Source organism: Enterobacter cloacae complex sp. SHL012 (genome assembly GCF_049237505.1).
Taxonomy (GTDB): domain Bacteria; phylum Pseudomonadota; class Gammaproteobacteria; order Enterobacterales; family Enterobacteriaceae; genus Enterobacter; species Enterobacter kobei.
The window spans coordinates 1394258-1418643 of the sequence record NZ_JBMKIZ010000001.1 but is presented as its reverse complement, the minus strand read 5'-3'; the positions used below and the strand labels follow the sequence as shown (position 1 = coordinate 1418643).

At 52.2% G+C, this 24386-nt stretch carries 19 protein-coding genes and 1 tRNA gene; 17 read left to right on the top strand and 3 right to left on the bottom strand.

Annotated features, from left to right (window positions below):
• Positions 1 to 190 precede the first annotated feature (190 nt).
• From ACOTY9_RS06670 to ACOTY9_RS06600, 15 genes are all read left to right on the top strand, one after another.
• The gene (locus ACOTY9_RS06670) at positions 191 to 2731 is read left to right on the top strand and encodes a type VI secretion system tip protein VgrG (RefSeq protein WP_318594570.1); all 2541 of its coding nucleotides are present in this window, start codon (positions 191 to 193) and stop codon (positions 2729 to 2731) included.
• 1 nt (position 2732) lies between these two features.
• On the top strand, positions 2733 to 4754 hold the full coding sequence (locus tag ACOTY9_RS06665; protein WP_248197048.1) for a lipase family protein: 2022 nt from the start codon (positions 2733 to 2735) through the stop codon (positions 4752 to 4754).
• A complete protein-coding gene (locus ACOTY9_RS06660) occupies positions 4747 to 5520 on the top strand; it encodes a hypothetical protein (RefSeq protein ID WP_348565360.1) in 774 nt (257 codons plus the stop codon). The genes ACOTY9_RS06665 and ACOTY9_RS06660 overlap by 8 nt, the downstream gene beginning before the upstream one ends.
• A gap of 108 nt (positions 5521 to 5628) precedes the next feature.
• Positions 5629 to 6399: a hypothetical protein gene (locus ACOTY9_RS06655; protein WP_248197046.1), complete on the top strand. Its 771-nt coding sequence runs from the start codon at positions 5629 to 5631 to the stop codon at positions 6397 to 6399.
• Between the two features lie 3 nt (positions 6400 to 6402).
• Positions 6403 to 7203, top strand: coding sequence for a hypothetical protein (locus ACOTY9_RS06650; RefSeq protein WP_248197045.1), 801 nt, complete (start codon positions 6403 to 6405; stop codon positions 7201 to 7203).
• Between the two features lie 810 nt (positions 7204 to 8013).
• A complete protein-coding gene (locus ACOTY9_RS06645; protein ID WP_071601076.1) occupies positions 8014 to 8280 on the top strand; it encodes a PAAR domain-containing protein in 267 nt (88 codons plus the stop codon).
• A gap of 3 nt (positions 8281 to 8283) precedes the next feature.
• Positions 8284 to 9444 carry a hypothetical protein gene (locus ACOTY9_RS06640; protein ID WP_180262533.1) on the top strand — a complete coding sequence of 387 codons (1161 nt, stop codon included), beginning with the start codon at positions 8284 to 8286 and terminating at the stop codon, positions 9442 to 9444.
• Complete coding sequence (locus ACOTY9_RS06635; RefSeq protein WP_248197044.1) at positions 9431 to 12835, top strand: ImcF-related family protein; 3405 nt, start codon at positions 9431 to 9433, stop codon at positions 12833 to 12835. Before ACOTY9_RS06640 ends, ACOTY9_RS06635 begins: the two co-directional genes overlap by 14 nt.
• Positions 12835 to 14427, top strand: a complete 1593-nt coding sequence (gene tssA, locus ACOTY9_RS06630; protein ID WP_421637318.1) for a type VI secretion system protein TssA — start codon at positions 12835 to 12837, stop codon at positions 14425 to 14427. Before ACOTY9_RS06635 ends, tssA begins: the two co-directional genes overlap by 1 nt.
• A 20-nt stretch (positions 14428 to 14447) precedes the next feature.
• Positions 14448 to 16211, top strand: coding sequence for a type VI secretion system baseplate subunit TssF (tssF, locus tag ACOTY9_RS06625; RefSeq protein ID WP_421637317.1), 1764 nt, complete (start codon positions 14448 to 14450; stop codon positions 16209 to 16211).
• A complete protein-coding gene (gene tssG, locus ACOTY9_RS06620; RefSeq protein WP_045281768.1) occupies positions 16166 to 17269 on the top strand; it encodes a type VI secretion system baseplate subunit TssG in 1104 nt (367 codons plus the stop codon). Before tssF ends, tssG begins: the two co-directional genes overlap by 46 nt.
• Positions 17250 to 17786, top strand: coding sequence for a type VI secretion system lipoprotein TssJ (gene tssJ / locus ACOTY9_RS06615; protein WP_074165035.1), 537 nt, complete (start codon positions 17250 to 17252; stop codon positions 17784 to 17786). Before tssG ends, tssJ begins: the two co-directional genes overlap by 20 nt.
• The gene (gene tssE, locus ACOTY9_RS06610; RefSeq protein ID WP_023331001.1) at positions 17779 to 18231 is read left to right on the top strand and encodes a type VI secretion system baseplate subunit TssE; all 453 of its coding nucleotides are present in this window, start codon (positions 17779 to 17781) and stop codon (positions 18229 to 18231) included. The genes tssJ and tssE overlap by 8 nt, the downstream gene beginning before the upstream one ends.
• A gap of 14 nt (positions 18232 to 18245) precedes the next feature.
• Positions 18246 to 18716 (top strand): hypothetical protein, encoded by a 471-nt coding sequence (locus tag ACOTY9_RS06605; protein WP_180253192.1) that lies wholly within the window; start codon positions 18246 to 18248, stop codon positions 18714 to 18716.
• 96 nt (positions 18717 to 18812) lie between these two features.
• Positions 18813 to 20132 (top strand): VasL domain-containing protein, encoded by a 1320-nt coding sequence (locus tag ACOTY9_RS06600; RefSeq protein WP_248197041.1) that lies wholly within the window; start codon positions 18813 to 18815, stop codon positions 20130 to 20132.
• 44 nt (positions 20133 to 20176) lie between these two features.
• Here the strand turns inward: ACOTY9_RS06600 and ACOTY9_RS06595 are convergent.
• Both ACOTY9_RS06595 and ACOTY9_RS06590 read right to left on the bottom strand, forming a co-directional pair.
• Positions 20177 to 20248: transfer RNA gene (locus ACOTY9_RS06595), tRNA-Arg, on the bottom strand.
• A 75-nt stretch (positions 20249 to 20323) separates the two neighbouring features.
• Entirely contained in the window at positions 20324 to 21253 is a 930-nt protein-coding gene (locus ACOTY9_RS06590; protein ID WP_063433924.1) for a formate/nitrite transporter family protein, read from the bottom strand.
• Positions 21254 to 21568: 315 nt separating this feature from the next.
• On the opposite strand from ACOTY9_RS06590, the gene mlaA reads away from it, so the two are divergent.
• Positions 21569 to 22321: a phospholipid-binding lipoprotein MlaA gene (gene mlaA / locus ACOTY9_RS06585; protein ID WP_023330994.1), complete on the top strand. Its 753-nt coding sequence runs from the start codon at positions 21569 to 21571 to the stop codon at positions 22319 to 22321.
• Between the two features lie 44 nt (positions 22322 to 22365).
• Here the strand turns inward: mlaA and fadL are convergent, their stop codons facing one another.
• On the bottom strand, positions 22366 to 23649 hold the full coding sequence (gene fadL, locus ACOTY9_RS06580; protein WP_014884687.1) for a long-chain fatty acid transporter FadL: 1284 nt from the start codon (positions 23647 to 23649) through the stop codon (positions 22366 to 22368).
• Between the two features lie 372 nt (positions 23650 to 24021).
• On the opposite strand from fadL, the gene ACOTY9_RS06575 reads away from it, so the two are divergent.
• Positions 24022 to 24306, top strand: coding sequence for a YfcZ/YiiS family protein (locus tag ACOTY9_RS06575; protein WP_014884686.1), 285 nt, complete (start codon positions 24022 to 24024; stop codon positions 24304 to 24306).
• Positions 24307 to 24386 lie beyond the last annotated feature (80 nt).

Sequence of the window (24386 nt, the reverse complement as noted above, 5' to 3'; positions counted from 1 at the left end):
AGTGGTAATGGGGAAAATGCGATGGACAACTTTGAAATGACCGTGTTGCTGGTTAAAGCCCTCATGTGTGCTGTCGTGGCTGGAACCGTAATCACCCTTTTTCGTACTCGCTGAGTACCCTGATTGAACCTGTTACTTACCCGTTGGCAATAAAGTCATGGACTGCAGGTTATCCCATGGAGTCAATATCATGAGTCTGACAGATACGCTTAAGAACACCCTGTCTGCGCTAACTGAAGGCGGGCTGAACCGCTATCGTCTGGATATTCCGTCCTGCACAGCCTTACTGGATGTGGAAACTTTCAGCGGTAAGGAGTTTATGAGTGAGCTTTATTACTACCAGGTTATCTTTACCAGCAGCGATCAAAATATCAGTTCAGCGCAACTGCTGACTAAGCCTGCCACGCTGACCATGGGGACCGGGCCTCTGATGGGGATGACCGGGCAGAAAGTGGTGCATGGTGTGGTGACGCATTTTAAGCGTATCAGTGGCTCACGTGACCAGGCGACGTACCAGATTATTATTGAGCCGTTCCTGTCTTTGCTGCGCAATCAATTCCGTACCCACCGCTTTTTCGTTAATAAGTCAGTACCGGAAGTTGTCACTGAAGTATTGCAGGAGCATGGCCTGAAAGGTTGGGAGTATGAGTTCACCCTCAAAGCTGACTATCCGAAGCGTGAACAGATTAACCAGTACAAGGAAAACGATCTCGCGTTCATTGAGCGTCTGCTGGCTGAAGTGGGGATTTTCTACTTCTTTACCTTGCAACCCGACACCCAGACTGAGGTGGTGCATTTTGCAGACAAGCAGAGTGCATGGACGTTCGGTAAGTCGCTGCCACTGAGCAGTCCATCGGGCATGAGTGACAATGCAGCGGACTCGGTATGGGGGGTTCACGTCCGACAGAACGTAGTTGAGCGCTCTGTCACCGCCAGTGATTACAATCACCGTGAAGCCCAGAATATCCTGACTTCTGTACCGGCAGACATGACGAGGGGTGATGGTGAAGGTGTGACCTACGGTGATGTGTATCACTACCTGCCACGTCATCTTGAACGCGGCGACAAAATCACCCCCGCAGCAGAAACCGGCAACTTCTGGGCACGCCTTGAACATGAACGTTTCCTGTCCGGGCAGACGACTATCAGCGGCAGTAGTAATGATGCCCTGCTTTCTCCGGCCCAGGTGCTGACCATCAGTGAACGTGTGGTGTCGCCTACCCTGCCATCAGAAACGGACAACGGCATTATCATTACCCGCACGAGCTATATCGCCAGTCGTAAAGATGCCCTGATGGTGATGTGGGAGGGGATGCCATATTACGAGAACCGATGCTGGCGACCTGCCGCTAAAAAGCGCCCGGTGGTCAGCGGCACGCTGATGGCGCGTGTGACCAGTGCCAAAGATAACGACATCTACGCCTGGCAGGATGCATCCGGCATGTACCGGGTGAAGTTTGATGCTGACCGTGATGATAAGCGTCAGGGCCAGGAAAGTATGCCTGTGCGTTTTGCCAAACCCTACGGCGGCGACAAGTATGGCTTTCACTTCCCGCTGATACAGGGGACTGAGGTTGCCATTGCGTTCCATGAGGGCGATCCGGATCGTCCGTATATTGCCCATGCCCTGCACGATTCCCGTCATGTTGATCACGTCACGGAAGCCAACAGTACGCGCAACGTCATTCGAACAGCTGGCCTGAACAAGCTGCGGATGGAAGATAAGCGGGGAGAAGAACACGTTAAGATCAGTACAGAGTACGGCGGTAAGACGCAGCTTAATCTGGGGCATAATGTCAATGCAGACAGAGCATTACGTGGTGAAGGCGCAGAACTGCGAACTAATGACTGGGTCAGCGTTCGTGGGGGGAAGGGGGTTTTGCTTACTGCAGATGCGCAACCTGATGTCGGCAGTAAAATGCTTGAAATGGACAGCGCTATTGAACAACTCGAACAGGCTCTCACGCTGGCAAGAAGCCTGCAGGCTGCGGCTAAAGGGGCGAAGGCAACGGTATCCGATATCGACAGCCAGAAGACACTTAACCGTTCACTGAAATATCTAAAAATGCCAGGAATGCTGGCCAGTGCGCCAGCCGGAATAGGCATTCTGAGCCCTGAGGCTGTCCGGCTTGCTTCAGGCGGGGCAAGTATTGGTCTGATGTCCGGGAAAAACACTGATATCAGCACCGGGCAATCGTTCACTGTAGCGGCAAGCGAGGCTGTAAGTTTGTTTGCACAGGCTGCAGGAATAAAAATGTATGCCGGGGCAGGGAAGGTTGATATTCAGGCGCAGGCGGATGCCATGAATGTCTCGGCGCTACAGGACATCACCATCACCAGTGGTCAGGGAAGTGTAAAGGTGAATGCCAGCCAGGAGCTGGTTTTAAGTTGTGGGGGCGCTTATATAAAGCTTAGCGGCGGGAATATTGAACTGGGATGCCCGGGGAATATTTTACTGAAAGCCGCGAATGTCAATCAGACCGGACCTGCCAGTTTAGATACACCACCTGTGACTTTTCCTAAAGGGTACAGCGAAGGGTTTACCACAACGTCATCAGCCAGTGGGGCAGTCAAGCCCTTCACCACATATAAAATTACGACGGCTGAAGGGGACGTTTATGAGGGCATTTCTGGTGCAGATGGAAAGACATCTCCAATATTTACGTCTATGCCATCGCAGTTAAAAATTGAATATCCGCGAAATATTGCCGATAGCCAGGAGGGCGAATAAAATGACTACAGCTGTATCCTCACTATGCCGTAAAAATCCTCATGCTCCATGCGAAGAGCAAATGCCATATTGGGTCGAATTTCAACTTGTAGATGAACAGAATGAACCTGTCGCGAATATGCCATGGACTGTGGAAAGTGCCCATCCGGTTTCCGGGCTAGTAGAGGGATTCACTTATTCTGGTCACAGCGATGCTGACGGGCTAATCAGGGTCGACATGCCGCACGGTCTGGAGCTGAGACTGACTTTAGACAGTAATCAGCTGGTAACGGAAATGGAAAAACGCGCCTTGCGTGTTAGCAGGGATGCGGAAAATGATTCTGTTGTTCGTCCTGGGGCAGAAGGGAAGGGCTATATCTGGCACTATGCGGTAGTGGGAGAGCTCTGCCAGAGTTCCCCAAACCTGGAATTAAGGCCCGGAGAAATGTTGCCCGCATATCACTTCCCTGCAAAAACAGCATTTAAGGGAATTAAAATCCGTACAAATGAACTTGAAAAACGCCATGTGATTGAAATATGCCCCTTCAGGGCCTGGGAGCTTGTTCTGCATCATCAAAAGGATTATTCCATTACGAATGGAATTAACCTTGGGGCAGCAGCAACGCTTGCTTATGCAGATGACAGCACTCTGGATACGGTGTCAATCACGCGCTTTTTTATTAACCAGTGTCAGGATCTTTCCCGCTTGCCTCAGCTTTATAAAGACGGCTCTGCATGGAATACTCTGGTACAGGATATTCCCTTCAGCGATCGGTATTATCCCCCGGTGTTTATGGATACCTCACGGGATACTTCACCTAAGGTGGATAAGAAGAATTCACAGGCAACAGCACAGACAGGAGTCGATACTGCTGCGACAGAGGCAGACGGTGATACGCAGCTTTATTATGTTTATAACGCGAATAAGGTGATCGTTGCCTGGCGCGGAACGGCCAGCTTGTTTGATGTGGGGACGGATCTTGCGTTCAGGCCGGTAAGTTCTCAAGTCTGTGATAAAGATAAAACGCAATGTACTGGCTTACTACCTGCTGGAAAAGTGCATACCGGGTTCTGGAGTGGATACAGAAGAATTGATAAAAAATTTAGTAAAGAAATATCAAAGTTGGAGCAATTGGCCGGTGAGCGGGATTTGTTTATTTGTGGTCATAGCTTAGGTGGCGCATTGGCATTAATTCATTCGGCAAAATTGAAAAATATCAATCCAGTTCTTTACACCTATGGCATGCCCCGAACCTTCACCCGCGATGCCGTAATGCAATTGTCGGAGATTACCCATTTCCGCCATATCAATGATAACGATCCGATTCCAGCCGTACCCGCGGAAGCCAACCTGGATAATGAGTTATATAAACTCTGGGGATGGTTGGGGGGAACGCTCGGTTTTTTCTGGTCAGTGGGTGAACTTCTCGCTTACCAGATGGTTGCCTGGGGAGACTGCTTCTGGCACCACGGTAATACGGTGGCCTTTCTCACCGCCACCCAGAGCAGGGAGTGGAAAGAGTGTAAGAGAGACTTGCCAACGCCGGCAGGGTGTATTCCTATCAGAAATTCACTTCCTCTAAAGGCTAAACTTTACCTCGTGCCTGCGCTGGCGGAACAGGAGATGCAGCAGGCTGGCCAGCAGCAAAAAGAGTTTAAAGCGTCATTAACGCAGGCAGATCTAAATAACTTTTTCCCCAAAGGCAGCAATCCGGACAGAGGCGTTAATTTAAATCTTCTTGAACATTTTATGACCTCCTATATGCCCTATATGTATAACAAGGTGTTAGAGCTGATTGATAATGCCGGGATAGTGGAAAAGCGTACCTTTACTGAGCATCGTTATAATGTTGATTCATTCAGGGAGCAGATGGAAGAAAATAAAAATGGCATACCGGAGAAAGAGTTAGCAAGAAATAACATCTTTCTGAGTATAGAAGGGCTGCTTGGTGTATCGCTTTCCCCTACGTTGTCTATGCCGTCTGGCAACAATACGCTTTTGCGGTTTGCTCAATACGGAGAAGAGGTGATGGAAAATGTATAATCAATCAAAAATTATTCTGCTTTCCCTGGTGTTGTTTTCCTCGGCGGGTTGCAGCATAAGTCGGGCCGTAAATAAAACGTTATCTCCACCGGCCGATACAAAATGGGTCAATATTGAAGTAAAAAATCCGTCTCAGTATACGAAACCGTTTCCGCTCGAGGTCAGATACATCTCGTATGAATGCATGAAAAAAAGAATCAGTGGATTTGATGGCTCAGTGATCATAGAACCCAGCTATAACGTTATTGGGATCCCCATGCAGCAAGAGGGCGGGGATATCTGGAAAGCAAAAGTTGCTATGACTGGCGGTGGCTCGTGTAAATGGACCCTGAGTGCGGTCAATTTAGGTATCGAGTATATCGATGCGACACATCTTGGCAAAGACCTTGTACCTGGCACTGCCGTAGGGGTGTCACTCGCTTTTGACAATGATGCTTCTCGTAATGGGCAATATAAAGCTGTACATGGAGATTTGAAGTTATCGCCGAAATACTATCCGTATATAATAAGGTGGAGGTTAATTCGTAATAGAAGTGATTTGACTCTTTTAGGTGCTCAGGACTTTTTCTTATATCATGTTGTTGATGTGAATAATATTTCATTTGAACCATTGATCGATGAAGGCAAGATTACTCAGTATATTGAGCCAGAAAAGAAAATAAAAGGTGTTCACTCTAAAATAATATATCCAGATGGCAGTGTTATATCCGATGGGACTGTATTTCCTGACTTCGATAAAGTCGATAAGATGAAGGTGGGTAAATAATAATGGAAAGATATTGCATTTAACGTGTGTCGGGTTAATTAACTATCATGCTTATGCGCCAGTATTATGCTTTACGGTTTGCTCAATACGGAGAAGAGGTGATGGAAAATGTATAATCAATCAAAAATTATTCTGCTTTCCCTGGTGTTATTTTCCTCGGCGGGTTGCAGCATAAGTCGGGCCGTAAATAAAACGTTATCTCCACCGGCCGATACAAAATGGGTCAATATTGAAGTAAAAAATCCGTCTCAGTATACGAAACCGTTTCCGCTTGAGGTCAGATACATCTCGTATGAATGCATGAAAAAAAGAATCAGTGGCTTTGATGGCTCCGTTATCACAGAACCCAGCTATAACGTTATTGGGATCCCCATGCAGCAAGAGCGCGGGGATATCTGGAAAGCAAAGGTTGCTATGACTGGCGGTGGCTCGTGTAAATGGACCCTGAGTGCGGTCAATTTAGGTATCGAGTATATCGATGCGACACATCTTGGCAAAGACCTTGTACCCGGTACGGCGGTAGGGGTCACGCTTGCTTTTGATAATGATGCTTCTCGTAATGGACAGTTTGATATTTTATCTGATAGCAATCCTATTTTTTCTTCGACTTATTACCCATTGATTAAAACTAACAAAATGATTCGTGAAAACGATTCTCTAAATATCTTTGGTGAAGAGAATTTTTTACAAAAGAAAATAACTAAATTAACTGGCTCTGTAACTGTTAAGTTTATACCTAATTTAGATGAATCAAAAATAGTAAAAATGGTTGCACCAAAAGAGCATAAAGTTGGTGTGTTTTATAAAATTATTTATCCTGATGGTACTGTTGTATCTGATGGTTCGACTCATCCAGATATCAGGAGAATGGAAAAATAGGATATGTCTAATCAATCAAAAATTATTCTGCTTTCCCTGGTATCGTTTCTTGTGGCGGGTTGCAGCATAAGTCGGGCCGTAAATAAAACGTTATCCCCGCCAACGGATACAAAATGGGTCAATATTGAAGTAAAAAAACCGTCTCAGTATACGAAACCGTTTCCGCTTGAGGTCAGATACATCTCGTATGAATGCATGAAAAAGAGAATCAGTGGTTTTGATGGTTCGTCGGTCACTGAACCGAGCTATAACGGAATGAAAATCCCGCTCCAGCAGCAGGGGAAAAGCGATGTCTGGATTGCTAAGGTTGCGATGAGCGGGGGTGGGTCATGTGACTGGACATTGAGCGAAATTAATCTGGGTATAGAATATACTGATGCTACCCACCTTGGGAAAGGCCTTATCCCGGGTTCTGCTGTTGGTGCAACGGTTGCATTTGATAATGATGCATCAAGAAATGGTCAATTTGACACAGTGGCGGGGAATGATTTTAATTACACTCCAAAATACTATCCTTTTATAAAAAAATGGAATGATAGCCCACAGTCTACTATGCGGGATAAATTATATCTTTTCGGTAAGGAAGATGCGTTTTGGAAAGTGAAGTTGGACTATAAACCTAACGAAAATATTTTAATAAATTACAATCCCTCTATAGACGAAAGTAAAAAAGTATTGATGATATTCCCTAATAAGAAGGGGAAAGATGCTATGTACTCTTTTGTCTATCCAGATGGGAGCGTCATTTCATCAAAAAACACAACACCTGATTTTAGCAAAGTCAACGGATCTGGTGGGAAATAATCTGCTGATCAGCTTTGTTTTCCCTCTTTGAGGGAGACGTGATTTTGCTTACTAAGATAAAGTTAATGATACTGCTTCTGGCCGTTTTTATGGCTGGAGGGGGCAGTCGAGTGATCAATTGAGTACTCTTGCCGCCTGTAGATGCCAATTTTATAGCCATAGAAGTTCACAATCCCTCTTATTACACTAAACAGTTTCCGCTTGAGGTCAGATACATCTCGCATGAATGCATGAAAAAAAGAATCAGTGGATTTGATGGCTCAATTATCACAGAGCCAAGCTATAACGTTATTGGGGGCCTCATGCGGCAAGATAGCGGGGATATTTTGCTGGTGGTGGTTCATGTAAATGGACGTTGGGTGCGGTCAATTTCGGTATCGAGTATATAGATGCGATACTTCTTGGCAAAGATCTTGTTACTGGCACGGTGGTTGGTGTGACTCTCGCCTTTGATAATGATGCTTCTCGCAATGGATAATTTACCTTTGTCATTGAGGATGTAGATTTATCCCCTAAACATTATCCTTATATAAAAATAAAAGTTGAGGGAGGGATAGCTTATCGCTATTTGGTAAGAGAGACTTTCTATCATTGCGTGTTGGTGATGTTAGTTCAATGCCCCCCCCTTAAATAGATAAGGAGGAAATAACAAGGTTTGTTGGGTTAGAAAAGAAAATGAAAGGTGAATATCTAAATGTTATTTGTACGGATAGAAGTATTGCTCCTGAAAGAACGTTTTTCCCTGATTTTGATAAGATCGATAAAATGAAAGTTAAATGATTTTTGTTTATTTTGTTTCGAGAATTCAACATGACAAAAGGCTTGGTTTTGCTTGGTGACAAAACTTCTCACGGTGGAAAAGTGATCTCTGCCTCCTCCAATATTACTGTCGACGGAAAAAAAGCAGCATTAGTCGGGGACATGGTGAGTTGCCCGATTGAAGGTCATGGCACAAATCCAATTGTAGAAGGATCACCGCATCGGACATTCAATGGTCGCGCTGTTGTCGTCGATGGCTGCAAATGCCAGTGCGGTTGTACTGTAATTTCAAGTGCTCAGAACAGCACGGTAGGATAATCAATGGGCTGGGAAAGGACGAAAGCAACAACAATGGAGTTGCCTCCTGAGCCATCTTTCACGGGATGGCTGTTGGCAGGTGGTGTTGCCGCGGTTGTGGGTATTTTGCTGTTTATCTTGCATGCATCAGGCATGGTTAAGGCACTGGCTGTATTCAATATCTGGTGGCTGGCATCCAGCCCGGTTCTTGGCTGGTTTTTCCTGTTTTGTTTGCGGGGATGGTTGTGGGGCAGAACGGTCAATGAACATCAGTTTTTGCAGAAGGAAGCTGAATACGGACAGCAACAGTGGGAAGCCTGGGCTGGACGCTATCTGGCCGTACTTGGAAGCAGCATACTGCTACCTTCCGGAGTGACCTCTTACGCCATTGCCAAATCAGATGCTGCAGACGGGCCGCAATTTCTTTCACTGACCTGCCATTTTGATGCGCAATCAGCGAAGTCCACTTCCTTACTCGAACAGGGTCTGGCCGGTGTACAAAGCGCGATCGCTATGTTGCCTGCGATAGTGCCGTTCAATGTTACCATTGTGAGCGACTTGACTTCGCCGGACTTTGAGACACGGTTTCGTGAATCATGGGGAAGAATTTACCCTGGTCGTGTGCTGACAGGTTCGGTTTCGTTTTGTAAAACTCTCTCTTTTGCCTGGATCGAAGAGCGCCTGAAAAATCCCGTTTTCGATATCGATCTGATCCTGATATTGCAGCATCAGGGTGCTGAACAGTATTCCGATGCACTCGCAGCGATGGTACTTACCAGCGATGATGTTGCTGAAAAATACCAGCTTTCACACTCTGCCCGCATATTGCGACCGATGCCGCTGGACATGACTAATTTCAGGGCTGATATAGGTTTGTTCCTCGAAACACAAACGATCGCCTGTCAGACGTCAAACGTGTTTTGTGATTACGGGCACTGGAATGGCTGGTTTGCTGATCTAATGACCGCGTCTCAATCGCATCTGACACCATGGGTGCCCCAGGAAATTGATGTACTGGAAAAATATAACGGAATTCCAGGGGGCGGGAGTGCGTGGCTTTTAGCCACATTACTGGCCGACATAGTGTTCGTCAGCAACAAACCTGTTTTAGGGCTGTTTACCTCAGGTGCTGATCGTTTTGTCAGTACTGTTACCTCAGGGAGTGGAAATAATGATGCCGGGTAGTACATGGAGCAGAGGGGGGCTTGTCGGCATAATAGCCTGCATCTCAGCGATTATAGTGGCCTTGATCCTGCATTTGGGGCCCTCGTATGGCCTTGATACCCGACTGAAGCAAGTGCTTGCATTTGTTGCCGTATGGATAGTATTGCTAATTGTTTTCTATACGCCGTTCATGTTCCGGTACATGCGGGAAAAGTATCACCGCTGGCGGGAGCAGAAGAACAATGCGTTGCCTTCTGATGAATCAAGAGTTGCCCTGACTCCGCCTCGCAATGTCACCGTTGATACCATCCGCCTCGCCATGCGCAACCTCTACGGTCGCCGCTGGGGCTGTAAAACGCGCATTCTGCTGATAACTGGCCCCGCCGCTGAAGTGGAGCAACTGACCCCAGGCCTGACGGGCCAGCTCTGGCAGGAAGACCGGGGCACGCTGTTGCTGTGGGGCGGCGACCTCAATACCCCAGCCGACAGTGCCTGGCTGACCGCGCTGCGTAAACTGCGCCATCGCCCGGCTGACGGACTGGTGTGGGTGACCTCGGCTTTTGACCAACTCTCAGTACCAGGGCTGGAGCAGCCGCCGCCGGTACCGTCAGAAAGCACCATGGATTCCCTGTCTCATGCCATCAGCAGCCGCATGGATGCGCTGGGCTGGAAGCTTCCGCTGTATGTCTGGTCCCTGCACCCGCGCGCCGGTAAACCGGAAGGTCGCATTACTCAGGCGACTGGCTGTCTGTTGCCTGCCGATTGTCGTACCGAAGCGCTGGCAGAGCAACTCTTCGCCCTGACGCCAGATCTGACTTCACAGGGTCTGCAGCAGACCTGCAGTGAAGTGAAACATAACTTCTTACTGACGCTTGCCGACCAGCTCATTCGTGAGCCACAGAGTGTGACCGCACCGCTGTCGGTGATGCTTAATCCGTACCGCCCGCTGCCGCTGGCGGGCATCGCGTTCAGCCAGCCTTCAGCTGGTACTGAGCGCAGCGTTCAGCACCACTGGGGCATGGATAAACGCTGGGATGTGCTGCCTGAATCTGTCCGGATGCTGCCTGTCGGGCTGCGTCCGCGCAAACCGGGCATTCCATGGCGTAAAGTGTTTGCATCGGTTGTCGCCCTGGCGATGATGGGCTGGGCTGTGTGGATGGGCATCGCGTATGTCACCAACCGCAGCCAGATTGACGGTGCTAATGTACAGGCCGCACTTGCCGCCCGACAGAATCAGCCGCTGGAGCAGCGCCTGCATGCCCTGTCTGAACTGCAGAAAACCCTGGCTCGTTTGCAATACCGTTCAGAGCATGGCGTGCCGTGGTACGAGAAGGCCGGGCTGAGCCAGAACAACGCCCTGCTGGCGGCACTCTGGCCGCGTTATCAGGATAGCGCACTGCCGCTGTTGCGGGATGCATCTGCAAACCATCTGCAAAAACAGATTAATGCCTTTAATGCACTGCCGCCGGACAGTCCGCTGCGTGAGCAGATGGCAAAAACCACTTATGACCAGCTCAAGCTCTACCTGATGCTGGCCCGTCCGGAACATATGGATGCCGCCTGGTTCAGCTCTGCTTTGCTGAACGACTGGCCCAAGCGTAACGGTGTGAAAGACGGGGTCTGGCAGGGGATGGCTCCCTCTCTGTTGTCGTTCTGGGGCGCGCAACTGATTGCGCATCCGGAGTGGAAACTCCGTACTGATGAGGGCATGGTCAGCCAGGCGCGTTCCCTGCTGGTTCGCCTGATGGGCGTGCGTAACAGTGAATCAACGCTGTACCAGAAGATGCTCTCTCAGGTGGCGCACCTGTATGTCGATATGCGCCTCGAAGATATGACCGGGGATACCGATGCATCCCGTCTGTTCAGCACCACCGAAATTGTGCCGGGCATGTTTACCCGCCAGGCCTGGGAGCAGGCGGTGCAGCCCGCTATTGAAAAAGTGGTGAAAGCTCGCCGGGATGAACTCGACTGGGTGCTCACGGACAGTAAGCGTCAGGTGAATAAACAGGATGAAACCTCACCGGAAGCGCTGAAGCAACGCCTGACGGAGCGTTACTTCGCCGACTTTGGTGGTGCCTGGCTGGAGTTTCTGAACAGTCTGCGCTGGAACCAGGCCGCGACGTTGTCGGACTCCATTGACCAGCTGACGCTGATGGCCGATGTGCGCCAGTCCCCTCTTGTGGCGCTGATGAACACCCTCAATGTGCAGGGACGCACCGGACAGACCAGCGAGGCGATTTCTGACTCCCTGGTGAAATCCGCGAAGAACCTGCTGGGCGGTGACAACAAAGATGCCTTTGACCAGAGTGCCGGTGTTCACGGGCCGCTGGATGCGTCCTTTGGTCCGGTACTGGCCCTGATGGACAAGAGCCGCACCGGTGCGCAGGAACTGAGCCTGCAGTCGTACCTGACCCGCGTGACGCAGGTCCGTTTGCGCCTTCAGCAGGTGACCAACGCCGCCGACCCGCAGGCGATGACTCAGACCATTGCCCAGACGGTATTCCAGGGAAAAGCCGTGGATCTGACTGAAACCCGTGACTACGGCAGTCTGATCGCCGCCGGTCTGGGGCAGGAGTGGAGCGGATTTGGGCGGACGGTGTTTGTGAATCCCATGGAGCAGGCCTGGCAGCAGGTGCTGACCCCGGCGGCCGACAGCCTCAATGCCCAGTGGCAGCAGGCCGTCGTGGCTGAGTGGAACAGTGCTTTTGGAGGCCGTTATCCATTTAACAACTCCAGCAGCGATGTTTCTCTTCCGCTGCTCGCCAAATACCTCAACGCGGATTCCGGGCGTATCGCCCGGTTCCTGCAGACCCGCCTCAAAGGTGTGCTGCACAGAGAGGGCAACCACTGGGTACCTGACAGCATCAACTCGCAGGGCCTCGCCTTTAACCCGGCATTCCTCAACGCCATTAACACCCTGAGTCACATTTCGGATGTGGCCTTCACCGAAGGCAATGCTGGCATGAACTTCGAACTGCGCCCGGGCACAGCCGATGGTGTGATGCAGACCGACATGATTATCGACAGCCAGAAGCTGACTTATGTGAACCAGATGCCGGCGTGGAAGCGCTTCACCTGGCCTGCTGATACTGAAGCCCCGGGGGCCAACCTGAGCTGGATTAGCACGCAGGCCGGGACCCGTCAGTACGCCGATATTCCGGGTAGCTGGGGGCTGATTCGCATGCTCGATAAAGCCAGCGTAAAAGCATATCCGGGCGTGGGCAGCAGCTACAGCCTGAGCTGGAAGGCCCCGGACGGTCGCATGCTCAATTATACCCTGCGTACTGAAGCGGGTGAGGGGCCGCTGGCGCTGCTGAAGCTGCGTAACTTCCGCCTCCCGGAAACCATATTCAGCACGACCGGCGCTGCGGCATCAGGTCAGGTCGCCAGCGATGCAGAGGAGGTCTACTGATGAGTACGCTGAACACGTTACTGAGTGCCTGTCAGGCAGAAGAGGAACCATTACTTGTAGCAACCCGTGAGCGTGTGGCGCAGTGGGATAACTGGCTGCAGCCGCTGTCCGGACCCTCGCCCGCTGGCGAAGACCCAGGCTATGACGATGACTTCCAGCAGATGCGAGAAGAGGTCAATAAACTCTCCGGCGCGGATATCGAACTCATCTGTCGTCTGGCGGAGAAGCTGCTGACCACCACTGCCAAAGACATTCGCGTCGCGACGTACTACTGCTGGGCAAAGCTGCATCGTGAAGGCGAGCAGGGGCTGGCTGAGGGCCTTGAACTACTGACCGGACTACTGGAGCGCTTTGGACCACAGCTGCACCCGCAGCGTGACCGCAGCCGTAAGGCCGCGCTGGAATGGCTGGGCGGTTCGCGTATGACTGACAGCCTCTCTCTCTACCCGGAAGTCGTCAGGGAAAATGCGGAACGTACCACCGGTGCACTGCTGTTGTTAGCACATCTTACGGAGAAAGAAGCGGAAGAAACCCGCCCGGAGCTCAATGCGCTGTATGGCGCGCTAGAAAGCCGGTTGCAGAAAGGCGGGGGCGTGGATGCGGTGGTGCCACAGAATGTCTGCAGCGAACCGCAAAACCCGATCGGTCACAGCGATTCCCCGTCAATCGGGCGGATCACCTCCGGTCAGGATTTGCTGGCCCAGGCCCGCACCCTCACCGAATACCTGCGTGAACAGCCGGATGGCTGGCTGTCAGCTCACCATCTGATGAAAAGCCTGCGTCATGACACCCTGCGGGCCATTCCGGCACCGGATGCACAGGGGCGTACCCGTATCGAACCGCCAAGAGCAGACCAGCGTGCGTTGCTCAAGCGTTTGTATCTGCAGCAAAACTGGGCTGAGATGCTGGAAACGGCGGACAGCACCTTTTCCCGCGGTGCCAATCACCTGTGGCTGGATTTGCAGTGGTACATTCACCAGGCGCTGACGAAATCAGGTCAGGACACTCTGGCTGGCATCATTGCTGCCGACCTGAAAGGACTGCTGACCCGCCTGTCCGGGCTGGAGACGCTGGCGTTCAGTGACGGTACGCCGTTTGCGGACGAAGTGACGCTGAACTGGATCCAGCAGAGCGTGCTTGATACCACGGGCGGGTGGGGCAACGACACGCCATCAGTCCCGGTCACCGCCGGTAACGATGACATTCTGGCGCTGGAGCCGGAAGCCGTGGCACTGGCCGACAGTGAAGGCCTGGATGCCGCGCTGGGCTGGTTGCAGACCCGGCCGGGCATGACCACCGATCGTCAGAAGTGGCTGTTGCGCCTGCTGATGGGTCGCATTGCTGAGCAGTACGGAAAAAATGACCTGGCGGTGCATCTGTTTGCAGAGCTGGGTGAGCGTGCAAGAGAAGTGACCCTCAGTGAGTGGGAGCCAGAGCTGCTGTTTGAGGTACAGGCCCGCCATCTGAAACTCCTGCGCCTGAAAGCCGGTCGCAGCGAGGCTGACAAAGCACGCCTTACGCCGGTGATGGACCAGCTGCTGGCCGGACTGATAACCGTTGACCCTGCTCGCGCCGCCGTACTTTGCGGTTAGATCCACAGGAATATGAATAAATGGAAGATTTAACCCTGCGTTATTACGACGCAGAAATGCGCTACCTGCGTGAAGCCGCGAAAGAGTTCGCGCAAACCCACCCCGATCGGGCAGCAATGCTCGACCTGGATAAGGCTGGTACACCCGATCCGTATGTTGAACGTCTGCTTGAAGGGTTTGCCTTCTCAATGGGGAGGCTGCGCGAAAAAATTGACGACGACCTGCCGGAACTGACGGAAGGGCTGGTCAGCATGCTCTGGCCACACTACCTGCGCACCATTCCGTCCCTCTCGGTGGTGGCACTGACCCCGGCCCTGCATTCCATGAAAATGGCGGAAGTGGTGCCCGCGGGTCTTGAGATATATTCCCGTCCGGTAGGGCCGAAGAACACCGTCTGTCGCTACCGCACCACCCAGGATGTGATGCTCAATCCCCTGAGCGTTTCGGGCATTACCATGACCACTGAGCCCGACGGTCGTTCGCTGTTGCGGATGCGTTTTGCCTGCAGCAGCCAGGCAGACTGGTCCGGAGCTGACCTTAGCCACCTGAGCCTCTATCTCGGGGCGGATGCACCCGTCAGCAGCCAGCTGCACCTGATGCTGACCAGGCGTCAGGCTGCCCTGTATATGCGTCTGCCCGGGCAGACCGACCGTATTCGCCTCGACGGGTATTTCTCGCCGGGTGGTTTTGCGGAAGAAGACAGCCTGTGGCCGAAGGGCGATACCGCCTTCAGTGGTTACCAGCTGCTGCTGGAGTATTTCACCTTCCGTGACAAGTTTATGTTTGTTCACCTCAACGGCCTGGATGGCATTACACCGCCTGCCGGAGCGGAGTATTTCGACATCGAAGTCGTGTTCAGCACACCGTGGCCATCAGAGCTGCAGGTCACCGATGACGCGGTTCGTCTGCACTGTGTGCCGGTGATTAACCTGTTCACACTGGAAGCTGACCCGCTCACCATTACCGGGCTTGAAAGTGAGTACCTGCTGCGCCCCAAACGTCTGCAGGACGGACACACCGAGATTTATTCGGTGGATTCGGTGACAGGCTCAAACCGGACCAGTGATGCAGAGTATGTGCCGTTCAGCAGCTTCAGGCACAAGGGCGGGATGATGCGCCGTCATGCACCACCCCGTTACTTCCACACCCGTGTGAAACGCAGCGTCACCGGGCTGTATGACACCTGGCTTATCCTCGGTGGCCACCAGTGGGAAGATGACCGCTTGTTTGAGCGTGAAGCTGTCTCGCTGCAAATCACCGGCACCAACGGCCAGCTGCCGCGCCGTGCGCTACAAAGCACGCTGCTTGACCGTTGTGAGCAGGTGGTCAGTACACAACTTTCAGTACGCAACCTCTGCAAACCAACGCTGCCTGTTTACCCGCCAGCGGAAGACCGTTTCCACTGGCGGGTGCTGAGCCACCTTGGCTCCGGATTCCTGAATATGATGAGCACCGCTGAAGTGCTGCGCGGGACGCTTGCACTGTATAACTGGCAGGAAGATGAACTGAACACCCGACGCCTGGAGGCGATTCAGCAGGTGGCGCATCATCGCCTTCAACGTTTTGAGCAGGGTTACCTCCTGCGGGGGCTGGATATCGAAGTGACCCTCGACAGCAACGGCTTCACTGGTGAGGGCGATATTCACCTGTTCGGCGAAATGCTCAACCGATTCTTTGCGCTTTATGCCGATATGAACCAGTTCAACCAGCTCACCCTCATCGTACAGCCAGAAGGAAAATGTATCCGGTGGAAAGAGAACCACAGTCCGCGCCTGCCCGGCTGATAGCGCTGCTGGGTGACCGGCTGCCATACATGAATTTTTACCGTTTCTGTCGGTTGCTGGAGCAGAGCCAGCCGGATAAACCGGTCACCGGCAGCACATGGCAGGTACGGCATGAGCCGGTGCGCTTCCGGCCCCATCCAGGCATGAGTTTTCCGGCATCTGAAATCAAAGGGATTGAGCAGCCTGAGTATCCGCATCTTCCGCCGACTGTACGTATCACCTTTATGGGGCTCTACGGCGTGGAGTCTCCACTGCCGACGCACTATATCGATGACATTACCCAGCGACGGGAAGGGTATGAGGCCACCGCGGATTTCCTCGATATCTTTAACCATCGGCTGATTACCCAGTATTACCGTATCTGGCGTAAATATTCATACCCGGCGACTTTCGAAGAAGGCGGTAAGGACAAAACCTCGCAGTACCTGCTGGGACTGGCCGGGCTCGGGATTAACGGCTGCACGGACAGTATCGCGACCCCGGCTTCGCGCTTTCTGGCACTGCTGCCGGTCATGTTACTGCCGGGGCGTACCGCAGAAGGCATGGCCTCGCTGGTGCGCCTGCTGGCACCCAACACGCAGGCGAAAATCTGGCACCATGACAAACGCCGTGTGCCGCTGAAGAAGCCACTGACCATGAGCGTCAGCCAGCCCGTCTCCCTGACAAATCGCCCGGTGATGGGCAGCTATGCCACCGATGTGAACAGTCAGGTACTGATGCGTCTGTACACCTCGAATCCGGCTGAAGTACAGGGCTGGTTACCAGGCGGCGAGCTTCACACGGATTTAATGGCATTGCTGCATGTGTATCTTGGGTCACGGCTCGACGTTCGCCTGCAGTTGTGTGTCGATCGTAGCCTGTTGCCGGACGCGACAATGAGCATTAAACCTGAGGTCGGCGCAGTACAGTTGGGCCGCACCGCCGTAATGCGGCCGCTAAATGCGGCGAACACTGCCGCACATTGCAAAACAATAACCATCAATCTTGGCCGCTATGAGCGGGTACAGGAAAATATACACCGCAGGGAGACCGATGAAGATGGCGATTACCGCTGGTAAATTTCCTCTGGCTGCGCTGGCCGCCGGTATCACACTGATGCTGACGGGCTGTGGGCTGACTCAAAAAGTGACTGACGGCACCGTTGCTGTGACCAAATCTATTTTTTATAAGCAGGTAAAAATTCTCCACCTCGATATCCGTGCCCGCGAGGCCGTGAACAACAACGCCGGTGGTGTAGCACTGTCGACAGTGGTGCGTATTTATCAACTTAAAGACCGTAAGACCTTCGACAGCACGGACTACCCGTCTCTATTTAAAGCCGATAGTGAGGCCATTAATGCAGATCTGGTGGCAGAGAAAGATATCCGCCTGCAACCGGGCGGTGCTGCGACGGTGGATATGCCAATGGAGGAGGACGCTCAGTTCGTGGCAGTGGCAGGGATGTTTATGTCACCGGACCAGACGAACAATACCTGGCGCGTTGTGCTGAGCCGTGATGATCTTGATCCGGATAAAGCACGGGTTATTGAGGCGGGCAACAACCGATTGACCCTGCAGGTGCTGAAAGATGAGTGAGTCATCCAGTCCTTCACTTTATGAAACGCTTTACGGCAATTTCACCGGCGGCTTAGATCTTCATCAGGTCAGCGAGGAAAATCAGGTCATTCTGTCGGTACTGGATAACATGCAGCGCGTTCTCAACTGCCGCGCCGGCACGCTGGCGCATCTGCCCGACTATGGCTTGCCGGATATGACCAAAATCCTCCAGGGTATGCCAGGTACCGCCCATGAACTGATGGGCACCCTGTCGGCTGTCCTGCTCAAATATGAACCCCGCCTGAAAAGGATAGATGTGGTCCTGCTGGAGCAAAACGTACCTGGCGAGCTGCGTTATGCCATTGATGCTGAGCTCAAAGGTATCGGCCTGGTGCGCTACGGCACCGAGTTTATGCCGGAAGGGCGGGTTCTCCTGCGGCATCTTAAGCAACAGCAATATCTCGATACGAAAACTCGTCTTTAAGGCCAGAAAACACCATGTCAGTAAAATCACAGTTCCTCAAAAAACTACAGGCCAGACAGCCAGTTCCGGTTGCGTTTACCAGCAAAACTCAGGCCGATATTGCAGCGTTCCGCCAGCGAATGGCACAGCTTCAGGAGCAAATGGACGCGTGGCTGAAAGCTACCGGACTGAATGTGGAGCCGTTCACTGCATCGGTCACGGACCTGCTGGTGGAGGGCGGGGCTTTTGACATTCCCGGTATCGTCCTGCATTACGACGACCGGTCTGTAACGTTTACGCCGGTATTTTTGTACGGTCAGGGCGTGACCGGATGTGTGGAAGCGGCCTTTCACAATAAAGGAAGCATATCGTCACTGGGGCGTTTATTTATGCGTTCAGGTACGGTGAGCGACTGGACCTATACTCCGGCGGATGCATTATCACGTTCTGGACAGCGTTTTGATGAGAGCACATTTTTTGGTCTGATTCTGGCGCTTCTGCCATAGCTGCGGGTACTGCAGCCCCCTCTGAATATGCAGCACGCGAAGCCGCATAAACGACGACCTTCACTCACTCCTGATACGCCAAATGGACGACTGGCCATGAATGACATTATCCCACGTAAAATCAAAACCGGCGGCGACCCGCGCACGCTACCGGACTATACCGCCCTGCGTGATGAGCTGAGTAAGCTCACCCATCCGGCGCGTCCAGACGTTAACTGGCGGCATGTCGAAAAACTTTGTCTTTCACTGTTTGAGCAGAACGGCGTGGAGCTTCAGACGCTGGCCTGGTACACGCTGGCTAGGACGCAGCTGGCCGGATTATTCGGGCTCAATGAAGGCCTGGCGATACTGGAGGCGCTGATTAGTCATCAGTGGGGGGCGATGTGGCCACAGCCGGTTCATGCCCGCATGGAAATCCTCAGCAGTCTGAGTCAGCGTCTGCAGCAACGGATGCGCTCGCTCCCGCTCAATTACAGCGACCTCAGCCAGCTGTACCAGGCTGAGCAACGGCTCACCGCGCTGGGGGAGATACTGCAGCGCCTGGAGCTTAAGCATCATAGCCAGCTGGATACGTTGCGTACCCTGATGCACAACAGTGCTGTCCGGCTGGAAAACAGCGAGGGAGCAACCGTCTCTGCCAGTAGTCCTGTTGAAGAAGATAACGCCCGGAGCGAAGCAGTAAAATGGGTGTATGTCGCACAGTCGGAGTACCCGGCGAATGTTGACGTTCAGACGGCAATACCCGGTCCGATGAAAAAGTGGAAATCTTTCGTCGCCGGGATGGGGACCATGCTGGTGATAAGCGCACTTGCACTATGGGGTTGGCAGTATCTTCACCGTACTGACCCGCTACAGGCTCAGCTTGCAGCCTCATTGTCACCTTTGCCTGTACCTCTGTCACCAGAACAGCTTAAAACGTTGCGCCAGCAATCTTCGTTACCGAAAACGGCGATCGCGCAAACGCAGCAGCAACTTGCCCTGCTGGATAAATTGCCTCCTGACTGGAGTATGACTTACAGCCGAAAACTCACGGAACAGGCTGAGATGTTGTGGCCGGAGCAGGCTAAGCCTCTGGTTCAGCAGTGGCAGCAGCAACGGAATGCCGCGGCGTTACCAACAGAACAACTGAACGGCTGGCATCAGGGAATGGCGACGCTGGAGAAGTTGAGTCACCGCCTGAACGGTCTGGATGAGCAGAAGGGGAAATACATTACCGTCAGTGAGCTGAAGTCAGTGGTTTTTTCCGCTATGCAGTCATTTAATCAATCGATACCGGCTGAAGAACAGCTCCGACGACTGTCGCAGTATCCTGCTGGAAATGTACTTCCTGAAGGGGAGAAGACTCAACTTGAGCTGCATTTAAAACAACTGGCAACACGTTATGCTCAAATAAAACAGGACGCCTCTGCTCAATGAGTTGATGGGGCGAAATTGGCTGAAAAAAGAGAGAAAGGTCAAAGTGTCCCCTGCAGGAATCGAACCTGCAACTAGCCCTTAGGAGGGGCTCGTTATATCCATTTAACTAAGGGGACGAGGCGGCACGAGTATAGCGTTATTTACACTTTGCGTTAAGCGCATCGCCGCCTGACTGCTCAAAGAGTCACCATTCAGTCCGTTTTTTTTGCCGAATTGCCCTCATTCTCTTGCGCCTTTAGCTCAGCTTTGCGTTTGTTAGACATGTCGTTACGGATTTGGGCATGGCTTAACAGCGCGAAGATAAACGTTCCGCCGCAGATATTCCCGGCCAGCGTCGGAAGGGCGAACGGCCAGAAAAAATCAGTCCAGTGAAGCGTACCATTAAAGACCAGATAAAGTATTTCAACGGTACCGACCACAATATGCGTGGTGTCCGCCAGGGCAATCAGCCAGGTCATCAGTATGATCACCACAATTTTGGCGCTGCCTGCGGAAGGAAACATCCACACCATCGTGGCGATAATCCAGCCGGAGATGATGGCGTTTGCGAACATTTCGGCCGGCGTGTTTTTCATCACGTCCATGCCAATTTTCACAAACGCATCCCGGGTAGGTTCATCAAAGATCGGCATATACTCAAACGCCCAGGCGGCGATACCCGTGCCGATAATGTTACCCAGCAGGACCACGCCCCACAAACGCAACAATAAACCGAAATTGCCGAGGGTAGGATTTTGCATCACTGGCAGAACGGCAGTCACCGTGTTTTCAGTAAACAGCTGCTGGCGGGCCATGATGACAATAATAAAGCCGAAGGTATAGCCGAGGTTCTCCAGTAAAAAACCGCCGGGGACACCCTCAAGTTGAACATGAAATATCCCTTTTGCGAGCAGTGACGCGCCCATTGACAGTCCCGCAGCGATGGCTGACCAGAAGAGGGCCATGGCATCGCGCTCCATCTCCTTTTCGCCATCCTGGCGTATATGTTCGTGAATTGCCATCGCGCGGGAGGGGAGGCGATCTTCATCAACTTCTATCTTCTCGCCGCGCGCTTTCTCCTCGCTCTCAATTTCAATATCCTCTTTACTCTCTGCAATTTTGTCTTCACCCACTTCTTTCATAACGGCTCCCGGAGGTTGATCTTTCTTTTAAGCGTAGCGGCTTTTATCAGGATGCCTGTGGGGATGCTCTTAAATTGGCGGCAATGACAACAAAGGTGAGACATCTCTTTCAAAGGCATTATAAAATTGCCAGCGAAACGAATTCCAAAAGCCAGGCTATGCTGAGATCAGAGCCACGGTGTTTATTGCCCGTGCTTGTGCTCATAGACATCGGTAAACGTGCTGTTACAATCACTTGCACGTTTACAGACGGAGCGCCAGATGCTTCGTTACGGATGGCAATCAACGATAGCCATACTGAACAGGGAGATATTTATGAAACTTCGGCTGTCGGCGCTTGCGCTGGGCATGACGATGCTTGTGGGCTGCGCCAGCTCCGGGGAGCAAACGGGACGCTCCGATCCTCTCGAAGGATTTAACCGCTCCATGTATAGCTTCAACTACAACGTGCTGGATCCGTATGTGGTTCGGCCGGTGGCAGTGGCATGGCGCGATTATGTTCCACAGCCTGCGCGTAACGGGCTAAGCAACTTTACCAGCAACCTCGAAGAGCCCGCGGTTATGGTGAACTACTTCCTGCAGGGCGACCCGTATCAGGGGATGGTGCACTTTACCCGCTTTTTCCTGAACTCCATTCTGGGGATGGGCGGCTTTATTGATGTCGCTGGCATGGCGAACCCGAAACTGCAGCGTGAACAACCGCACCGCTTCGGCAGCACCCTGGGGCATTATGGCGTAGGTTATGGTCCGTATGTCCACCTGCCGTTCTATGGCAGCTTCACCGTGCGTGATGATGGCGGCGATATGGTCGATACGCTGTATCCGGTCCTGTCGTGGCTGACCTGGCCGCTGTCGATTGGTAAATGGACGGTGGAAGGGATTGAAACCCGTGCGCAATTGCTCGACTCAGACGGTCTGCTGCGCCAGTCTTCCGATCCTTACATTATGGTGCGCGAAGCATACTTCCAGAATCACGATTTTATTGCCAACGGTGGCAAGCTGAAGCCGGAGGAGAATCCAAACGCGAAGGCTATCGAAAACGAACTCAAAGATATCGATTCGGAATAAATAAAAAAGGTGAGCGATGCTCACCTTTTTCGATTTCAGTGCGCTTAGAACGCGTAGTTAAAGTTCGTACCGAACAGCCAGGCTTTACCTTCAGAGGTAAACTCGTACGGACCTTCCTGGAACGTCACTTTCTGACCGTGCATATAAGATACGCCCGCATCGATGGACGCATTCTCGTTGAACGCATATGTCGCACCAGCACTTAACCAGAAGCGGTCCTGATCCGGAATGGAAATGGAACGTTTGTCTGCCGGAACCGGGCTGTCGTCAAATGCGATACCGGAGCGGAAAGTCCAGTTTTTATCGTAGTAGTAGGTGGTACCCAACGCAATACGATAGGCGTCGTGGAAGCTTTCATCCTTATAGAACAGCGTTTGACCATTGTTGCCGGTTGCTTTCAGCTCCTGGAACTGGCTCCAGCTGGTGTAGGCCAGGCTATAGTGAATAGCCCATTGTGGTGCCACGCGGTTGTAACCGGAGACTTCCCACATTTCTGGTAAATGCAGCGACAGTGAACCTGGAACTGTCTGGTTTGAAGTACCCCATGGAATGGTGGTACCCGCGCCTGGAACCAGGTTGTTGACTGGTGCCAGGATGCCGCTCTTGTAATCGCCGTCGAAGTCAATTTTCACTTCGGAACGATAGGTCAGGCCCCAACGGTTGTTTTTGTCCAGCTCATACAGGATACCGGCGTTCCAGCCATAGCCCCACTCATCACCTTTCAGGCTGGCAATTTTATTGCTGTTTTTCGGCAGGCTGGCAGTCTGCTCGCCGGAGTAACGCTCAATTTTTGCATCAGCGTAGACGGCATCAAAGCCCAGACCAAAGCTCCAGCTGTCGTTCAGACGATAAGCACCGCTCAGGTTCAGGTTCAGCGTCGTAAGATCGGTTTTACCGCCGTATTCACCTGCCGGATAGTTGTTATTGAATTCAGTTGCAAGGCCGTAGTTGGACGTGACGGACGCCCCCCAGCCAAATTGCTCATTAATAGGTGCAACGAAGTGCAGGTTGGGTACCCATGCGGTCGGGGCAATATTGTCCGCTTTCAGGCTCGCACCTGTGTAAGGCGACTTGCCAGAAATGTTGACATCAGGATCGATATATACCGCACCCGCAGAGAAGGTCGGGCGATCGAACATCATGATCAGTGCAGGGTTACGGCTGGCGTTACCTGCATCATCAGCAATTGCACCTTCCCCAGAATACGCGCGGCCAAGGCCAGAGGAAGAAAATTCGTTTAACTGAAAGCCCGCTGACCAGGCGGAAGTGGAGACGATTGCCACTGCGACTGCCAGCGCAGTCTTGTTGAACAGGGTTTTCTGGCTCATGACCATAACCTCATTGAGTTATTTTTATTCAATAATTGTTACATACCGTAACAGGAGCGCGAAGTGTAGGGTCTGAGGTTTGACAGACAAATCAGACCAGTGGCCAGAGTATAGGTCTGACCAGCTGGGATGTTGCAAGTTTGTTTATTAATATTTTCAAACATGTTTCATGAAACGAGATCTGGTTGGCAAAAATGTGACCATCGCGACTCAGTCAAAAGGGTGGTTTTTGTTTTAGATCATTTTTTAGTGTGATATTGGTCACTTATCCGATTTTGCGCCATTAACGGCTGGAGAGAGCCTGCGCCGGGGCGTAAAATAGCAGCATCGTGTTTATCTCGCGCGCTGCGCGAATACAGAGGAAATTGAGCTATGAGTAAATGCAGTGCTGATGAAACCCCGGTTTGCTGCTGTATGGATGTTGGCACCATCATGGACAACTCCGATTGCACAGCGTCTTACAGCCGTGTGTTCACCAACCGCGCTGAAGCGGAAGAAACCCTGTCCGCGCTGAGCAAGCGTGCGCGTGATGTTGAATCCGATCCGTGCGAAATCAAATCTACCTTCACCGAGGTGGACGGCGGCGTGAAGCTGGATATTGACTTCGTGTTTGCCTGCGAAGCAGAAACGCTGATTTTCCAGCTGGGCCTGCGTTAATTCCTGCGGGCTGGTGCCCTCACCCCGACCCTCTCCCACGGGAGAGGGTGCAAACACTAAAAACGGTAACCTACGGGTTA

Excerpts from the sequence above, each read along its gene's own strand:
- ACOTY9_RS06670 (WP_318594570.1), top strand. The coding sequence starts at position 191 with ATGAGTCTGACAGATACGCTTAAGAACACCCTGTCTGCGCTAACTGAA.
- ACOTY9_RS06665 (WP_248197048.1), top strand. The coding sequence starts at position 2,733 with ATGACTACAGCTGTATCCTCACTATGCCGTAAAAATCCTCATGCTCCA.
- ACOTY9_RS06660 (WP_348565360.1), top strand. The coding sequence starts at position 4,747 with ATGTATAATCAATCAAAAATTATTCTGCTTTCCCTGGTGTTGTTTTCC.
- ACOTY9_RS06655 (WP_248197046.1), top strand. The coding sequence starts at position 5,629 with ATGTATAATCAATCAAAAATTATTCTGCTTTCCCTGGTGTTATTTTCC.
- ACOTY9_RS06650 (WP_248197045.1), top strand. The coding sequence starts at position 6,403 with ATGTCTAATCAATCAAAAATTATTCTGCTTTCCCTGGTATCGTTTCTT.
- ACOTY9_RS06645 (WP_071601076.1), top strand. The coding sequence starts at position 8,014 with ATGACAAAAGGCTTGGTTTTGCTTGGTGACAAAACTTCTCACGGTGGA.
- ACOTY9_RS06640 (WP_180262533.1), top strand. The coding sequence starts at position 8,284 with ATGGGCTGGGAAAGGACGAAAGCAACAACAATGGAGTTGCCTCCTGAG.
- ACOTY9_RS06635 (WP_248197044.1), top strand. The coding sequence starts at position 9,431 with ATGATGCCGGGTAGTACATGGAGCAGAGGGGGGCTTGTCGGCATAATA.
- tssA (WP_421637318.1), top strand. The coding sequence starts at position 12,835 with ATGAGTACGCTGAACACGTTACTGAGTGCCTGTCAGGCAGAAGAGGAA.
- tssF (WP_421637317.1), top strand. The coding sequence starts at position 14,448 with ATGGAAGATTTAACCCTGCGTTATTACGACGCAGAAATGCGCTACCTG.
- tssG (WP_045281768.1), top strand. The coding sequence starts at position 16,166 with ATGTATCCGGTGGAAAGAGAACCACAGTCCGCGCCTGCCCGGCTGATA.
- tssJ (WP_074165035.1), top strand. The coding sequence starts at position 17,250 with ATGGCGATTACCGCTGGTAAATTTCCTCTGGCTGCGCTGGCCGCCGGT.
- tssE (WP_023331001.1), top strand. The coding sequence starts at position 17,779 with ATGAGTGAGTCATCCAGTCCTTCACTTTATGAAACGCTTTACGGCAAT.
- ACOTY9_RS06605 (WP_180253192.1), top strand. The coding sequence starts at position 18,246 with ATGTCAGTAAAATCACAGTTCCTCAAAAAACTACAGGCCAGACAGCCA.
- ACOTY9_RS06600 (WP_248197041.1), top strand. The coding sequence starts at position 18,813 with ATGAATGACATTATCCCACGTAAAATCAAAACCGGCGGCGACCCGCGC.
- ACOTY9_RS06590 (WP_063433924.1), bottom strand. The coding sequence starts at position 21,253 with ATGAAAGAAGTGGGTGAAGACAAAATTGCAGAGAGTAAAGAGGATATT.
- mlaA (WP_023330994.1), top strand. The coding sequence starts at position 21,569 with ATGAAACTTCGGCTGTCGGCGCTTGCGCTGGGCATGACGATGCTTGTG.
- fadL (WP_014884687.1), bottom strand. The coding sequence starts at position 23,649 with ATGAGCCAGAAAACCCTGTTCAACAAGACTGCGCTGGCAGTCGCAGTG.
- ACOTY9_RS06575 (WP_014884686.1), top strand. The coding sequence starts at position 24,022 with ATGAGTAAATGCAGTGCTGATGAAACCCCGGTTTGCTGCTGTATGGAT.